The sequence below is a fragment of the Dyella thailandensis genome, assembly GCF_050749815.1.
In the GTDB taxonomy this organism is placed as follows: Bacteria; Pseudomonadota; Gammaproteobacteria; order Xanthomonadales; family Rhodanobacteraceae; genus Dyella_A.
This window is the reverse complement of the sequence record NZ_CP192735.1, coordinates 1,745,988-1,759,078: the sequence shown is the minus strand read 5'-3', so window position 1 is coordinate 1,759,078 and position 13,091 is coordinate 1,745,988. Positions and strand designations below refer to the sequence as shown.

Below are 13,091 nucleotides of genomic sequence, written 5' to 3'. Positions count from 1 at the left end.
GTCTGGTGACGGGGCAGGATCGATTGCGGCGGAGATAATCAATCGCCGCGCCGCGCCGCCTCGATGGCCGCGATGTCGATCTTCTGCATGGTCATCATCGCGTCGAAGGCGCGCTTGGCGGCGACGCGATCCGGATCGGTGAAGGCGGCAGTGAGGGCGCGCGGGGTGATCTGCCACGACAGGCCCCATTTGTCCTTGCACCAGCCGCATTCGCTGGGCTGGCCGCCGTGATCGATGATGGCGTTCCACAGGCGATCGGTCTCGGCCTGATCGTCGGTGGCCACCTGGAACGAGAACGCCTCGCTGTGCTTGATGCTGGGGCCGCCGTTGAGCCCCAGGCAGGGAATGCCCATCACGGTGAACTCCACGGTCAGCACGTCGCCATGCTGGCCGGCGGGGTAGTCGCCCGGTGCGCGGTGCACCGCGCCCACTGCGCTGTCCGGAAAGGTCGCTGCATAGAACGTTGCCGCTTCCAGTGCGGCGCCGTCGTACCACAGGCAGATGGTGTTCTTGCTGATCATGCGCTTTCTCCTGGTCGAGGAATGGGTGCTTCCTGTCCTTCGACGAACGATAGCGGCGCAGATCGACACACGGGCACGCGGCGGTTTCGTTCCCCCCGAAAGCCAATGACGTCTCCCCGTGCCAGAGCCGGCTGTCGGAAGGCTCGTGAGAGATGATCTATGTGGAGGGCGGTGGCCGCTTCCCACTCCTGAGCCGCGCGGTCGCGGTTTTCACGCGCCTCTCTGCGCGCTCACGCGGCCTCGTTCTTGCGCGCGCCGCGGATGTTCATCCCCGCCAGGCACAACTGCAGCACGATCAGGGCGTAGGCGTGGGTATGCCAGCCCCAGACGATCCAGAGCACGTTGCTGGCGAGGAAGCACCAGAAGCCGATGCCGCGTCGGGTACGGGCGCGCGAGGAGACGTACCAGGCAGCGATGACGGTGACGGCCATGGCCGGCCATTGGATAAGGTCGAGGTAATCCATGCGGGTGGGGTTCCTAGAACAGCGGACGGGGCGGGACGAGCATGGCGACGGGCGCATGAGCCGTCTGTGTTCGTGCCACCGACTGACGGGCGGGAATCGATGCGCTTCCAGCGCGTGATCCGTTTCGCGATGCACGGTGTACGGCCCTTTCACCGCCGCGTTGGAACGCTGTGGCGCCCCACCTGACCGGAGACTGCCGATGGACGCGATTGCCCTGTTGAAGAAAGACCACGACACCGTCGAGGCCCTGCTGTCGGAACTGGCCGACACCACCCCGCGCGCGCTGAAGAAGCGCAAGGAGCTGCTGGAGAAGATCCGCGTCGAGCTGAAGGCCCACACCACGATCGAGGAGGAAATTTTCTATCCCGCGTTCAAGGACAAGGGCAACGCCTCGGACGACGCCCAGATGTACTTCGAGGCATTGGAAGAGCATCGCGCCGCCGGCGACCTGGTGCTGCCAGACCTGCTGGAGACGGCGGTCGACAGCGAGAAATTCTCCGGCCGGGCGAAGGTGCTCAAGGAACTGGTCGAGCATCACGCCGACGAGGAAGAGAAGGACATGTTCCCGCGAGCCAAGAAGCTGCTGAGCTCGGCCGAGCTCGCCACCCTGGGCGAGCAGATGGCCACCCGCAAGGCGGAGCTGGTTAAGCAGCTGAAGTCCTAGCGCGCAGCCGGGCGCGATCGCCTCGGTGGCGGCACGAGCGCAGGCCGGTGTGTTCATCCGCAGGACACCCGGCGTCGTTCACATTGCGTGGTTTGGACGAGCGGAGCGACGATGGGTGACCGTCGGATGAAGTGGGCTGCCGCCCTGAGGCCTGGAGTGGATCAAGGGCGATGGCGGCGGTGGATGATGACCGGTGCGAGCGGCGGCCTGTTGGCGATCGGTAGCCTCACCGCCCATGCCGCCGCTGCGCGGCTCAACATCCACGTGCTCAACGATCGGCTTACCCTGGCGGTAGCACGCCATCCGCAGGTGTACCTGTACGGTCGCATCGATGCCGATGCGCCCCGGCGGTTCGAGAAATTGATGAAGTCCGGGCGCATCGCGCCCGGTTCAGACGTCTATCTCGATGCACGCGAAGGGGAGGCCGATGCCGGCATGGCGTTGGGTCGCCTGATCCGCCAGGGCGGCATGGCCACCCATCTGAGTGCGCCGCGCAAGACGTTCCCCCATGCCGGCGCCAGCCGCACTGCGGAGTGCGTGGACGCCTGCGCCTACGCGTTCTTCGGCGGGCTCTACCGTTGGGCGCCCAGCGGGTCCGATCGGCTGGGATTGACCCTGCCGAAAGGCGCCACGCCGGCACTGCCGGCTGCGGTGCGCGGATATCTGGCGCAGATGCAGGTGGACCTGGGCGATCTTGCACCAGCTCCGGGCACATCCCCCGGCCCGGTGCTGTGGCTCAGTGCCGAGCGTCTTGAGAAGAGTGGCGCGACGAACAATGGACGCCTGCCACCCACCGCCAGCTACGACATCCTCTCCGCCACGCCGACCCTGGATCTGCGCCAGGTCGACCGCAAGGGCGAGCACCGCCTCACGGTGACTTGCCGCCCCGGGCAGACGCTGGTTGCGGCTTACGAGCGGGTGGGAGCGCTGCATGCCCGCCAGGTCGTGGCGCGCGGTGCCCGTTCGTACCTGGAGTTGAACGGGCGCCCCATGCTGGTCGCCAACGATGGAGTGAGCGCCGAGGGCGACATGCTGGTGATCCGCCGCAACTTCCCACCGTCCGAACTGGTCGACCTGCTGTTCGCCGGGTCGGTGGGGGCGTGGGTCGACGGCCGCAGCGCCGCCTTCCGCGACGGTTTCACCCTGCACCCGTGGGGCGCCTACGCCAAGTTGAAGGTGTTCTATCACGCCTGCTGGCGCGCCGCGCCGTGGCCGCCGCGCGCGAAGGTGCCAGCGCGGTAGCGCGGGGCGAACCACACCGCGTCGAAGATGCCGACGCTGTCGTCGACATCTTCGCCACTATCAAAGTGGCCGACGCGCATGGGTGGCAGTCATTCGCCACGAATGGTTCAGCGGGAACCGCACTGGCACGGCTTGCCCTGTTGGCAGCCGCACGGGCAGGTCGAGGCGACGGGCGATGGCATCTGGCAGCCGCAGGTGCATGCGGCACCCACGCAATCGGTGCAAGGGCAGAGGGTGGTCTGGTCGTTCATGGGGGAAGCTCCAAAGGTTGGGGGAGGACAGGGCCGATCTGGCCTGCGGTGTGCATTCTGGCTAGGCTGATTTTGGCGATCTTGAATCTATGGGCTGACCGGATGGGCACCGATGGCCACTGTCGACCGCGACGATCAGGCACACCGGCGCCCGGTGGCTGGCATTGGCCGGATCATCGGCTGGCCCGGCGGCAGCCTGTGGATCGGCCGCCATCTTGGCCAGGTGCAGGACCACGCCCACCACGCGATCCAGATCTCGCTGGCGATGGAAGGCGGCTTTCGTGTGCTGGCCGGTAGCTGGGAGGACTGGCGCCCGACTCGCGGCATGGTCGCCATGCCGGATCGCCGCCACCGGTTCGATGGACGCGGCGCGGTCATCGCCACGCTCTTCGTGGAACCGACGTCTGCTCGCGGCGCTGCCTTGCAGCGGCGGTTCGCCGGTTCCGACGTTGCGCTGCTGGCCGACTGGGAGGTTCACGAAGCCGTGCAGCATCTGCACGTGCACTACGTCGCGGGCACCTGCGATGCGCTGATGGCTGGCTTCGCCCAGGGGGCCATCTGTCGTCTAGCCGGTAATCCGGCCACCGCGCCCAGCCAGGACCCGCGTATCACCGCGGCACTCGCGTGGATGCGCCCGCGCCTTGGCCAAAAGGTACGGCTGGAGGATGTGGCCGCCCAGGTCCACCTGTCACCCGGTCGCTTCCGCCATCTGTTCGTGAGCCAGACCGGCACGTCGCTGCGCGCATGGCTGTTGTGGGCGCGCATGGAGCGGGCGATGACGCTTGCGTTTCAGGGGCGCTCTTGGACCGAGGCCGCGCACGATGCCGGTTTCGCCGATGCGGCCCACCTGACGCGCACCTGCCGACGAATGATCGGCCTGGCACCGAGCATGCTCGTGCCCGAGGAACCCAAGACGGGATCGTGAGTGCGGCACTGGGTGGCTTTGCAGCGTGCGCACGCTCGCGCCAATCAGGCCGCGGCGGATGACGAGGCACGCGGGCCATGCGCCCCGTCCGCGCGTTGCCGATCTTGCTGCGGGCTAGAGTGCCGGACTGCCATCGGCCCATACGCGGGTGCAGTTGCGGCCCATGCGCTTGGCTTCGTACATGGCCTCGTCGGCGTGTGCGATCGCCTGCTCGACGGCATGCGCCGGCTCCAGCCGCGCGACGCCGAACGACATCGTGACGCCGATCGGGGCGTGTCCGTCGACTGGAATTTTCTGCGCGGCCAGCCCTTCGCGCAGGCGCTCCACCAGCGCGTGGCCGGTGGTCAGGTCGGTGTCCGGCAGGCACAGCAGGAACTCCTCGCCGCCGTAGCGGAACAGCTTGTCGTACGGCCGGAGGTTGACGATCAAGTACTGCGCTGCGGCGGCCAGCACCCGATCGCCGACCAGGTGCCCCCAGGTATCGTTGACGCGCTTGAAGTGGTCGATGTCCATCATCGCGACGCAGCATGATTGCACCGCCCGGTCCACCAGCGACTGCTGCTCGCGCAGCACGCCGAGCATGCCCAGCCGATTGCCCGCGCCGGTCAGCTCGTCGAGGCTGTACAGCGCGTTCTCCATGTCGCCCCGCAGCGTGAAGATCTGCAGCCGCAGGCTTTCCAGGGCGCGCGCAAAGGCGTCGAAGTCGACGGCGGCGACGGGCTGAGCGGTATCCAGCGAACCGAGCAGCGTCGACGCCAGCCGATGCATCCGCTGGTGCTCCTGCTCGATCGCGGCAAAACCCGGATGCCGTCGCAGGACGTCCGGTGCATCGTGGTAGTACCACGAGCCAAAGCGGCAGCGGCGATGGGCATCCGCAGCGACATCGTCGCTGTCGTAGGGCAGCCGACAGACCAGGGTGCGGATGATCGCGTCGTACCACTGGTGGTGACGCCGAAGCGCCAGGTCCAGCTGTTGCAGCCCGGCCTGGATCGCGGCACGGTCGGCGAAGAACGTCGTTTGCCCCACGGTTCGGCCTCTTGAACAGTTGCTGCTCATGCTACGGCGCGCTGGTGCCGCCACCAAGCAGCATGTGGGCGGCGTGGCATCGTCGCGGGCATCTGTTGAACGCAGCTTGGCTTGCGCTGTACGCGAGGCGAAGCGACGGGGCGCAGAGACTGCGGCCGTGCTCAGGTACGCTTGCCTGGCGCGGCATCTGGCGCTGGGGAGTGTTCGTGCAAGGCATCAGTCACATCACGTTTGTCGTCCGCGATCTCGACCGCATGGCGGCCTTCCTCTGCGAGGGGCTGGGGGCGCAGGAGGTTTACGACAGCGCAGGGCGCAACTATTCGCTGTCGCGGGAGAAGTTCTTCCTGCTCGGCGGAGTCTGGCTGGCGGCGATGGAGGGAGCGCCGCCCGTGGAGCGCTCGTATCAGCACGTCGCCTTTCAGGTGGCGGAGCCGGAGCTTGAGCTGTATCGGCAGCGGCTGGAGGCACTGGGCGCCGAGGTCAGGCCGCCGCGTGCGCGTGTGGAAGGCGAGGGGCAGTCCCTCTACGTCTATGACTTCGACAATCACCTGTTCGAGCTTCACACGGGAACCCTGGCGCAGCGCCTAGCACGCTACGCCCAGCCGTGAGTGCGCGGCGGCGCTGGCCATGGGACGCCTTTCACGGCCCAAGGACTACAACGGCGACAAGCGGCACGCCGGCGTGCCTCGCTCACACGGCTGTGTGCCGTCCCGGCGGATGCCAAGCGTCAGCGAGCTGATGGCGAGACCGTCATGTAGCGGGTGGTGATCGGCTCCGCGTGCCTGGGTTCCCCGTAACGCAGCCCTTCGCGGCGCTGACAAGTGCGCCGCTTCGACCCAGCACGCCCCGCCGGGATGGCGATATCGAGCGGTAGCCGCCGCGCTACTTCGGCAGGCTGACCACCGGTGCGAAGCCGCCGAAGATCATGCGCTTGCCGTCGAACGGCATGTTGCTGGCGTCGCTCATGCGCGGATCCTTCATGAACTTCTCCACGCCGGCATCGCGCGTGGCCTTGTCAGGCCACTCGACCCAGGAAAACACCACCGCCTCGTCGTCCTTGGCCTGCACTGCACGACGAAAATCGGTGAGTTTGCCGCTGGGCACGTCGTCACCCCAGCACTCCATGACGCGGATCGCGCCGACCTCCAGAAAGATCGGGTCGAACCTGCGGGCGTGGGCGAGGAACTGCTCGCGATTGGCCAACGGGACAGCAATCACGAAACCATCGATGTAGGACATGACGTTCTCCTTCGGCAGGCGGGGCGGCCGTGCTGGCGGCCCCTCACCAGGACGACGAGCGGGCGCACGGTCGATCGACATCGCCACCGCGACATCGCCACGCGAGTCGCAGTCCGCCCGTCTGCATAGACACCTTCGTAACTGGCCGAATCAAGCGGAGGGTTCTGCTTCCACCAGCTTGCCGAGCAGGACGAGGGACTGCTGCCAGCCCAGGTAGCACATTTCGACGGGAATGGCCTCGGGCAGGCCTTCCTGCAGTATTTGCAGTTCCGTGCCGCAGGCCACCGGTTTCAGGGTTATGGTGACGGCGATCTCACCCGGCAGCGCCGGGTCGTCGAAGCGGTCGGTGTAGCGGATGCGCTCGTGGGGCACCAGTTCGGTGTAGGTGCCACCGAAAACATGGCTCTCGCCGGTGGCGAAGTTGGTGAACGACATCCTGTAGCTGCCGTCCACGCGGGCATCGAGGTGGTGCACCTTTCCGGTGAAGCCGTTCGGCGGCAGCCATTTGGCCATGGCATCGGCATCGAGAAACGCACGGTAGACGCGCTCGGGCGGAGCACGCAGGACGCGGTGAAGGCGGACAGTATTCGGCATGGCAGCTTCCTGGGTCATGGAGGAGAGGTCCTCAAGCACACGACGGGCGGTGACGACGAAATTCGACAGGCCATTGGGGGCATCCACTCGCGCCGCTGATGTAAGAGACGGTTCCCGCATGTGCGCCATGCCGCGCAGGGAGGGCCCCGCGTGTACCGGTCCTCTTACGCGCGGCATGCGCGATGTTGGGGCCGGCGTGGTTAGGCTGCTTCGGACGGGAGATCACCTGGCTGCGCTGAGCCTGCCTATGGCCATGAGGAGGCGCTGCGACTCAGGCGTGCTGCGCGTCTGCCGCCGTGTGCCAGGCATGTTCGGGGTAGTAGCGCTGCATCATTCTTGCCACGTAGGCGAGCAGCCGGGGGCGCGCCTCGATTGCGTGTCGCAGCGGCGTATCGAAGAACGGGGTCGCCACGCCAGCAAGTACGCCCAGTGCAGTGGCGTCGACGCCGACCGGCCGCTCGCCGCCGAAGTAGTGGCGAGCGCCCAACAACTGCGCCAGTGCATCGATGGAGCGTTCGCCGGCCTCAGCGATCCGGGCCGGTGTGAGGCGGCCGATGCCTTGTGCATGAAGGTCCGCGCGCTTGCGCTCCTGCAATGCCTGGCGCATCTGCGCGCGTTCTGCCTCGCTGGCGCCGCTGGCGAATTGCGCCGGGCCCTTGGCGAAGTTGGCCGGGTCGATCCAGCGAAACCAGACCATGGCGAAGTACAGGTGGTCTTCGAGCGTGCGCTCGATGGCCCAGCACTCGGCACGCTGGCGGGCATCCAGCCCGGCATCGAGATCCGCGCCATAGGCGCGCTCGATGTGGGCGCGGATGAATGTGGAATCGGTAACGACTTCGCCCCCATCGACGATGTAAGGCAGCTTGCCACTCGGCGCCTGCGGCGGGATGGCCGCAACCCGCTCGTAGGCAAGCCCGGCCATCTTCAGTTGGACCTCGGTCTTCATCACAAACGGGCTGGTATCGGGCAGCCCGAAGGCCGCGCGGGTGACGTGCAGGGTGATGGGCGATGCGGACACGGGCGATCCTTGCGTTGACGGTCGCGCGCAATGTGCCCGAGAGCTGCTGACAACGTGCTGTCAGCAGGGCGGAGTCCTACGTCACGGCGGGACGCGTAAGCCGCGCGCAGAGCATGACCTCTGGCCCTTCGGCAGCTGACCGCGCTGCAAGTAGGCTGCGCACGGCCGCCGCGAGATGTGTCTCGACGGCAGCTGCAGGTAGGGCGTGTCACCACGTCCTTCCAACGCGCATCGTGAGCTGTACGCCAAACCCCTGGCAGGCTCACGCCCCACATCGATACGCAACGGAAGCAGGTCATCCTATGAATACAGAGTCTTCAATCAGTTCGGCTCCGCGCCGCCTGGGCCTCGTGCTGACCGCCGTTCTCGGCGTTTGCGGCCTGGCCGGTTCGGGTGCGGCTTGGGCGCAGTCCACAGTGGGCATGGTGTTTGGGAAGGCGCCCGCTGGCGATACCGTGTCCGCGGTGAGCACCTCCACCGGAGTCCAGCGCGAGGTTCACGTCGCCTCCAATGGCCGCTATGCGCTTCGTGCGCTGCCGGTAGGAACCTACACGATCACGTTGCAGGAAAACGGCAAGCCTGTTCTGCAGCACCGGAACGTCCCGGTCGTGGTGGGACGTGGAATCAAGGTGGATCTCGACGGCGCTGCCGGCAAAGAGTGATCTTGCGGGGGACGCAGTCGCCGCTCGTGGATGATTGGTGCCCGAATAAATCCAGCTGTTATTCCGGCAAGCCCGGGGCCGCCAGGTCCCGGGCTTTTTTGCGTCAACGCAGAAGCTCCTCGCGCCCAGGTTTATTAAGGCGGGAGAGGTCACCACTCTGGCTCTTATCCGGGCCGATTTGACGTGCATCAGCTGTAGCCTCTGGCGTCGCCCTAATCTCGACGGACATGGGTGCGTGGAGCACGTGCGGTGGCGGAATCTTCCATCACGGTGCGGTCGGGTGAGCTGGTCGCGTGGCGGCTGTTCGATATCGCTTACGCGATCGATCTCACGCGTGCTGAACTGTGCTGGTTCCCGTACGCCGACGAGGGACGGCGGACCCGCCTCAGCACCGCGCCACCCAAGGCATTGGCCTTCGGCGTGCCGCCGCTGGAGCTGCCGCTTGATCCGGTGAACCTGCTGCTGGAGGGCGAGCCGGTGACGGGCCGGGTCAGCGTTCGCCTGTACGACTTCGGCGTGGCTGCGTTTGCGGTGCGGGTAGCCGTTGAAGACGTGGCCTGGAACACCTTCGCCGCACGCTTCAACGCGCTCGACAGGGCGCTGGGTCCGGCGGCCCCAGACGCGTTTTGGTTGGAGATGCGTGCGAGCCTGTGTGCGGCCATCGTGCAGGCCCTGGATCGGCCATCGTCGGACGCCTCACTGCAGGAGGACTATCTGCTCGGCACCGTCCGGTCGCTCAGTGAGCCGCTCGAGGCCAGCGCTTTGAGCGAGCGGGTCGACCTGGCCGCGCTGCTTTCCGGTGAGACGCGCAAACTGTCCGACGCGGCGCGCCGGGATCTGTTGGCGCACAGTCATTCCTACTACGCAGACGACCTGGTGCTGCTCACGTGGGATCGGGCCTTCATCTATGAGCCGCGCGGCGACTCGGACGTGGCCGACGTGATCGAGGTGGCCAATGCGCAGCTGGTGGAGTTCCGCTACTACGACGCGCTGCTCGACGACGAGTTGCCGCGCATGTACGCGCGCGTGCAGGCTGCACGCGGCGCGGGATCGCTGCTCGCCGCGCGTCGCTTCGCCCACCTCGCGCGCGGGCTGCACATGCTGGTGGCCGAAGCTACCGAGCTGACCGAAAAAGTGGACAACGCTCTGCAGGTCACCGAGGACGTCTACCTCGCACGCGTCTACAGCGCGGCGCTCGGGCTGTTCCGCGTCCCCGCGCTCAGCGCCTCGGTGGACCGCAAGCTGGCGATCATCCGCGACACCTACGCGGCCTTGTACGAAGAGGCATCGAGCTGGCGGTCGGAATGGCTGGAGATCGCCATCGTGCTGCTCATCGTGCTCGAGGTGGTGCTGACCCTGCTGCGATACTGAGCTCGGGCGCCGTGGCGCTGACATGTCGCGGTGGCACGATGCGCATCTTCCCCGACGGACCCGGCCTCAGTGGGCCCGATCCAGTCGCCTGGCATAGGCGATGCCCGCGGGCACCGACAGCGTGATCAGCACTCCGCCGGTGTCGCCCGCCCCGATACTGAGCTGGCCGTGCAGCATGGTGGCGCGCTCGCGCATGCCCACCATGCCCCAATGCCCCGAGCGACGGCCGCCGTCGAGTACTGCCGGGTCGATTCCCTTGCCGTTGTCCTGGATGCGCATCACGAACTCGTGCGAGCTATACGACAGACGGCAGTGGATGGCGCTCGCCTGCGCGTGGCGCATGGCGTTGAGGATCGCTTCGCGGCCGATCTGGTAAATCTCGTCGCCCGCCTCGGGCGCCAGCGGTCGCACCAGGCCTTCGACGGTCATGCCGAATTCGATGTGGGGCAGTTGTTCGTCGGCCAGCTTGGCCAGCGCGGCGGCCAGGTCGAAATGTTTTGGAGCACCCGCGCGCAGCTCGCCGAGTCGGTCGCGTCCTTCCACCAGGATCTCCTCCGCCTGGTCCAGTGCGCGGTCCATCGATCGGCGGGCAGGGTGGTCGTCGCCGAGCGAGCGGGTCGCCGCATGCACCCGCAGGATCAGCCCCTGCACGCCTTGCAGCAACGTGTCGTGGAGTTCGCGCGCGATACGCTCGCGCTCGCCGTGGCGGGCCTCCATCTGCGCGCGCAGCATGGATCGAATCTGTTCGGTACGCAGCCACAGCATCAGTAACACCGCACCGACCCCGACGGCGATGCACAGCAGCAGGAACCAGCCGGTCTGGTAGAAGGCCGGCCGGATCTCGAACGCCATCTGCGCGCCGCGGGTGTTCCACACGCCGTCGTTGTTGCTGGCGATGACATGGAAGGTGTAGCGCCCCGGACCGAGGTGGGTGTAGCTGGCGTCGCGCCGGGTGCCCGCCTCGCGCCAGTTGTTGTCCAGGCCATCGAGCCGGTAACGGAAGTTCACCCGCTCGGGCATCGTCAGGCTCAGGGCGGTGTAATCCAGCCGCAGGTTCGCCGTGCCCGGCGGCAGTGCGATGGTGGCATCCGCAGCGTAGGACTTGCCATCGGCGACCAGCCCGCGGATGTAGACTGGGGGCGGCAGCTCGTTGCGCCATAGCCGGTGTGGGTCGAGCCAGGCCAGGCCATTGTCGGTGGCGAACCAGAGCCGGCCGTCGCTGGCTTCGACGGCGGATGACGAGCACCAGTTCATCTGCGGCGCCCCGGGCAGGCCATCCAGATAATCGAACAGCTCCGCCTTCGCCACGTGGGTGGGATCGGCCTGCAGCGCGCTTACCTCGGCCGCGTCGATGTGCACCACACCGTGCAGCTCATTCAACCACAGGTCGCCGGAGCGACTGGGGATGATGCCGCACACGGTGCCCAGTGCCGGCACGCCGGATACCGCCACGGTGTGGAAGCGCCCGTGCGAGAACATCGATAGCCCGGTCTCGCCGCCCAACCACATGGGATCGCCACCGCCGCGAATCACTCGGATGCGTCCGATCTGCAGCCCGTCGTGCACGCCGTAGCTGCGCAGCGTGCTACCGCTCAGCACGGCGACGCGATTGGCGGTGTAGCCGAACCAGCGGTCGCCTTTCGCAGTGGTGAAACTGGCGCTAGGTGCGCGTTCGAGCATGCCCGCGGGTGTGGCGGGTCGTTGCCAGCTGCCATCGCCGTCAATGCGCCACAGGCCGTCGTCGCCGTAGCCCACCCAGAGCTGGCCGTCGCCACCGCTGGACATCACTTCCCAGGCCCAGTCTTTCTTCATGCCCGTGGGCGACGGGAAGCGCAGGAAGTGGCTTCCGCGCTGGCGCCACACGCCGCCATAGTCGCCCCACCATACGTCGCCGGTGCGGGCCCGGTCGCCGGTGAACACGCTGCCCAGGCCTGCCGGAGACCCTGGCACCAGGCTTGCCGCGGTGAGTCCTGCCGCGACGGCGTTGTCGATCCGGTCCACGCCACGCGAGGTGGTGCCACCCACCCACAGCGTGCCGTCGCCGTCCGCCACGAGGGTGAAATTCTGCTGGCTCGGCGGCAGGGCCACGGGTACCAGTTGGCTGTGCCGGAACCGGTTCAGTCCGCGCAGGGTGGACACCCACAGATTGCCTTCGCGATCCTCCAGCAGCAGGCCGATCGCGTTGGATGTCAGTCCATCGGCTTGCTTGTAGGTGTCCATGGCCACGGCGCTGGCGTCGTCCAGGCGTTCGGGATGGCGGACCCGCCGGATGCCGTCGCGGGTGAGCGCGATCCACAGGCTCCCGTCCCGGTCGAACATGAAATCGTTGATCTGGGTGCCGTCGATGGCAGGGTCGACAACGGGTGCTACGGCGTAGCTGTGCGAGTCATACCGGTCGATCGACACACGCCCTTCGTCGGCGACCCAGATCTTGCCGTCGGGTGCCTCGGCCATCCGGTGCACGGAGCCGAGGGCGTCGTTCACGCGGACAAATTGTTTCGCACGGGGCGGCAGCACGTAGATGCCCGCCGTGGTGGCTACCCAGAGCGCGCCGTCGCGGCTGGCCAGCATCGACCACACGCGCGCACGCGCCATGCCCCACGAGGCGCCAGCATCCACCCACTTCGTCCCCTCGCGCAGGGCCAGGCCGTCCGCCGTGCCGGCCCAGATCCGGCCCTGGCCGTCTTCGGTCAGGGTGTACACGATGGAGCGCGGAATCTGCGCACCTTCGAACACCTGCAGGTGGCCGTGCGCAAGGTACCCCAGCCCCGACGGGCGAAACGCGACCCACAGCCCGCCCTCATGGGTCGTGGCCAGCGCATATACGTTGAACGAGGGCAGCGACTGGCCCGGCGGCGGCTGCAGTGTCTCGAAGCGAACGCCATCGAAGCGGTACAAGCCGCGTGCGCTGCCAATCCACAGGTAGCCATCGGCCGTTTGCGCCAGGGCGGAAATCTGGCTGGGCGCACCGTCACGGGCGGTCCAGGCGGTGTGGTGGAACTGCGCGATGCTGCGGTCGCGGTCCAGCGCGCCCGCCGGGGCGGCGAAGGCCAGCAGGACCAGGGCCAGCACGCGGAGCAGGCGATCGGACATCGGCAAATAGTGCCTGAAAGC

13 protein-coding genes are annotated in these 13,091 nt (G+C 67.3%); 6 read left to right on the top strand and 7 right to left on the bottom strand.

The window, feature by feature from the left end:
* Positions 1-38: 38 nt before the first annotated feature.
* Together ACQVBX_RS08170 and ACQVBX_RS08165 are read right to left on the bottom strand one after the other, a co-directional pair.
* Complete coding sequence (locus ACQVBX_RS08170; protein ID WP_431637784.1) at positions 39-521, bottom strand: VOC family protein; 483 nt, start codon at positions 519-521, stop codon at positions 39-41.
* Between the two features lie 230 nt (positions 522-751).
* Positions 752-985: a hypothetical protein gene (locus ACQVBX_RS08165; RefSeq protein WP_431637783.1), complete on the bottom strand. Its 234-nt coding sequence runs from the start codon at positions 983-985 to the stop codon at positions 752-754.
* Between the two features lie 199 nt (positions 986-1,184).
* Between ACQVBX_RS08165 and ACQVBX_RS08160 the strand changes: the two genes are divergently transcribed.
* The 3 genes from ACQVBX_RS08160 to ACQVBX_RS08150 all read left to right on the top strand — a co-directional run bounded on the left by ACQVBX_RS08160 (position 1,185) and on the right by ACQVBX_RS08150 (position 4,067).
* A complete protein-coding gene (locus ACQVBX_RS08160) occupies positions 1,185-1,649 on the top strand; it encodes a hemerythrin domain-containing protein (RefSeq protein WP_431637782.1) in 465 nt (154 codons plus the stop codon).
* A 183-nt stretch (positions 1,650-1,832) separates the two neighbouring features.
* Complete coding sequence (locus tag ACQVBX_RS08155) at positions 1,833-2,891, top strand: hypothetical protein (RefSeq protein WP_431637781.1); 1,059 nt, start codon at positions 1,833-1,835, stop codon at positions 2,889-2,891.
* Positions 2,892-3,254: 363 nt separating this feature from the next.
* Positions 3,255-4,067, top strand: a complete 813-nt coding sequence (locus tag ACQVBX_RS08150) for a helix-turn-helix transcriptional regulator (RefSeq protein ID WP_431637779.1) — start codon at positions 3,255-3,257, stop codon at positions 4,065-4,067.
* A 114-nt stretch (positions 4,068-4,181) separates the two neighbouring features.
* On the opposite strand, the gene ACQVBX_RS08145 is transcribed toward ACQVBX_RS08150, so the two are convergent.
* The gene (locus ACQVBX_RS08145) at positions 4,182-5,123 is read right to left on the bottom strand and encodes a diguanylate cyclase (RefSeq protein WP_431637777.1); all 942 of its coding nucleotides are present in this window, start codon (positions 5,121-5,123) and stop codon (positions 4,182-4,184) included.
* Positions 5,124-5,299: 176 nt separating this feature from the next.
* Here ACQVBX_RS08145 and fosX point away from each other — a divergent pair, with 176 nt between their 5' ends.
* On the top strand, positions 5,300-5,701 hold the full coding sequence (gene fosX / locus ACQVBX_RS08140) for a FosX/FosE/FosI family fosfomycin resistance hydrolase (RefSeq protein WP_431637775.1): 402 nt from the start codon (positions 5,300-5,302) through the stop codon (positions 5,699-5,701).
* 274 nt (positions 5,702-5,975) lie between these two features.
* Here fosX and ACQVBX_RS08135 read toward each other — a convergent pair whose 3' ends face one another.
* The 3 genes from ACQVBX_RS08135 to ACQVBX_RS08125 all read right to left on the bottom strand — a co-directional run bounded on the left by ACQVBX_RS08135 (position 5,976) and on the right by ACQVBX_RS08125 (position 7,944).
* Positions 5,976-6,332: a DUF1428 domain-containing protein gene (locus tag ACQVBX_RS08135; protein WP_431637773.1), complete on the bottom strand. Its 357-nt coding sequence runs from the start codon at positions 6,330-6,332 to the stop codon at positions 5,976-5,978.
* 150 nt (positions 6,333-6,482) lie between these two features.
* Positions 6,483-6,926 carry an SRPBCC family protein gene (locus ACQVBX_RS08130; RefSeq protein WP_431638138.1) on the bottom strand — a complete coding sequence of 148 codons (444 nt, stop codon included), beginning with the start codon at positions 6,924-6,926 and terminating at the stop codon, positions 6,483-6,485.
* A 271-nt stretch (positions 6,927-7,197) separates the two neighbouring features.
* Positions 7,198-7,944 carry a glutathione S-transferase family protein gene (locus ACQVBX_RS08125; RefSeq protein WP_431637771.1) on the bottom strand — a complete coding sequence of 249 codons (747 nt, stop codon included), beginning with the start codon at positions 7,942-7,944 and terminating at the stop codon, positions 7,198-7,200.
* 302 nt (positions 7,945-8,246) lie between these two features.
* Between ACQVBX_RS08125 and ACQVBX_RS08120 the strand changes: the two genes are divergently transcribed.
* Together ACQVBX_RS08120 and ACQVBX_RS08115 are read left to right on the top strand one after the other, a co-directional pair.
* Positions 8,247-8,606, top strand: coding sequence for a carboxypeptidase-like regulatory domain-containing protein (locus ACQVBX_RS08120; RefSeq protein WP_431637769.1), 360 nt, complete (start codon positions 8,247-8,249; stop codon positions 8,604-8,606).
* 249 nt (positions 8,607-8,855) lie between these two features.
* On the top strand, positions 8,856-9,977 hold the full coding sequence (locus tag ACQVBX_RS08115) for a hypothetical protein (RefSeq protein WP_431637767.1): 1,122 nt from the start codon (positions 8,856-8,858) through the stop codon (positions 9,975-9,977).
* 66 nt (positions 9,978-10,043) lie between these two features.
* On the opposite strand, the gene ACQVBX_RS08110 is transcribed toward ACQVBX_RS08115, so the two are convergent.
* The gene (locus ACQVBX_RS08110; protein WP_431637766.1) at positions 10,044-13,070 is read right to left on the bottom strand and encodes a sensor histidine kinase; all 3,027 of its coding nucleotides are present in this window, start codon (positions 13,068-13,070) and stop codon (positions 10,044-10,046) included.
* Positions 13,071-13,091: the final 21 nt, after the last annotated feature.

Coding starts and splice junctions, on each gene's coding strand:
- ACQVBX_RS08170 (WP_431637784.1), bottom strand. CDS start 521: ATGATCAGCAAGAACACCATCTGCCTGTGGTACGACGGCGCCGCACTG.
- ACQVBX_RS08165 (WP_431637783.1), bottom strand. CDS start 985: ATGGATTACCTCGACCTTATCCAATGGCCGGCCATGGCCGTCACCGTC.
- ACQVBX_RS08160 (WP_431637782.1), top strand. CDS start 1,185: ATGGACGCGATTGCCCTGTTGAAGAAAGACCACGACACCGTCGAGGCC.
- ACQVBX_RS08155 (WP_431637781.1), top strand. CDS start 1,833: ATGATGACCGGTGCGAGCGGCGGCCTGTTGGCGATCGGTAGCCTCACC.
- ACQVBX_RS08150 (WP_431637779.1), top strand. CDS start 3,255: ATGGCCACTGTCGACCGCGACGATCAGGCACACCGGCGCCCGGTGGCT.
- ACQVBX_RS08145 (WP_431637777.1), bottom strand. CDS start 5,123: ATGAGCAGCAACTGTTCAAGAGGCCGAACCGTGGGGCAAACGACGTTC.
- ACQVBX_RS08135 (WP_431637773.1), bottom strand. CDS start 6,332: ATGTCCTACATCGATGGTTTCGTGATTGCTGTCCCGTTGGCCAATCGC.
- ACQVBX_RS08130 (WP_431638138.1), bottom strand. CDS start 6,926: ATGCCGAATACTGTCCGCCTTCACCGCGTCCTGCGTGCTCCGCCCGAG.
- ACQVBX_RS08120 (WP_431637769.1), top strand. CDS start 8,247: ATGAATACAGAGTCTTCAATCAGTTCGGCTCCGCGCCGCCTGGGCCTC.
- ACQVBX_RS08110 (WP_431637766.1), bottom strand. CDS start 13,070: ATGTCCGATCGCCTGCTCCGCGTGCTGGCCCTGGTCCTGCTGGCCTTC.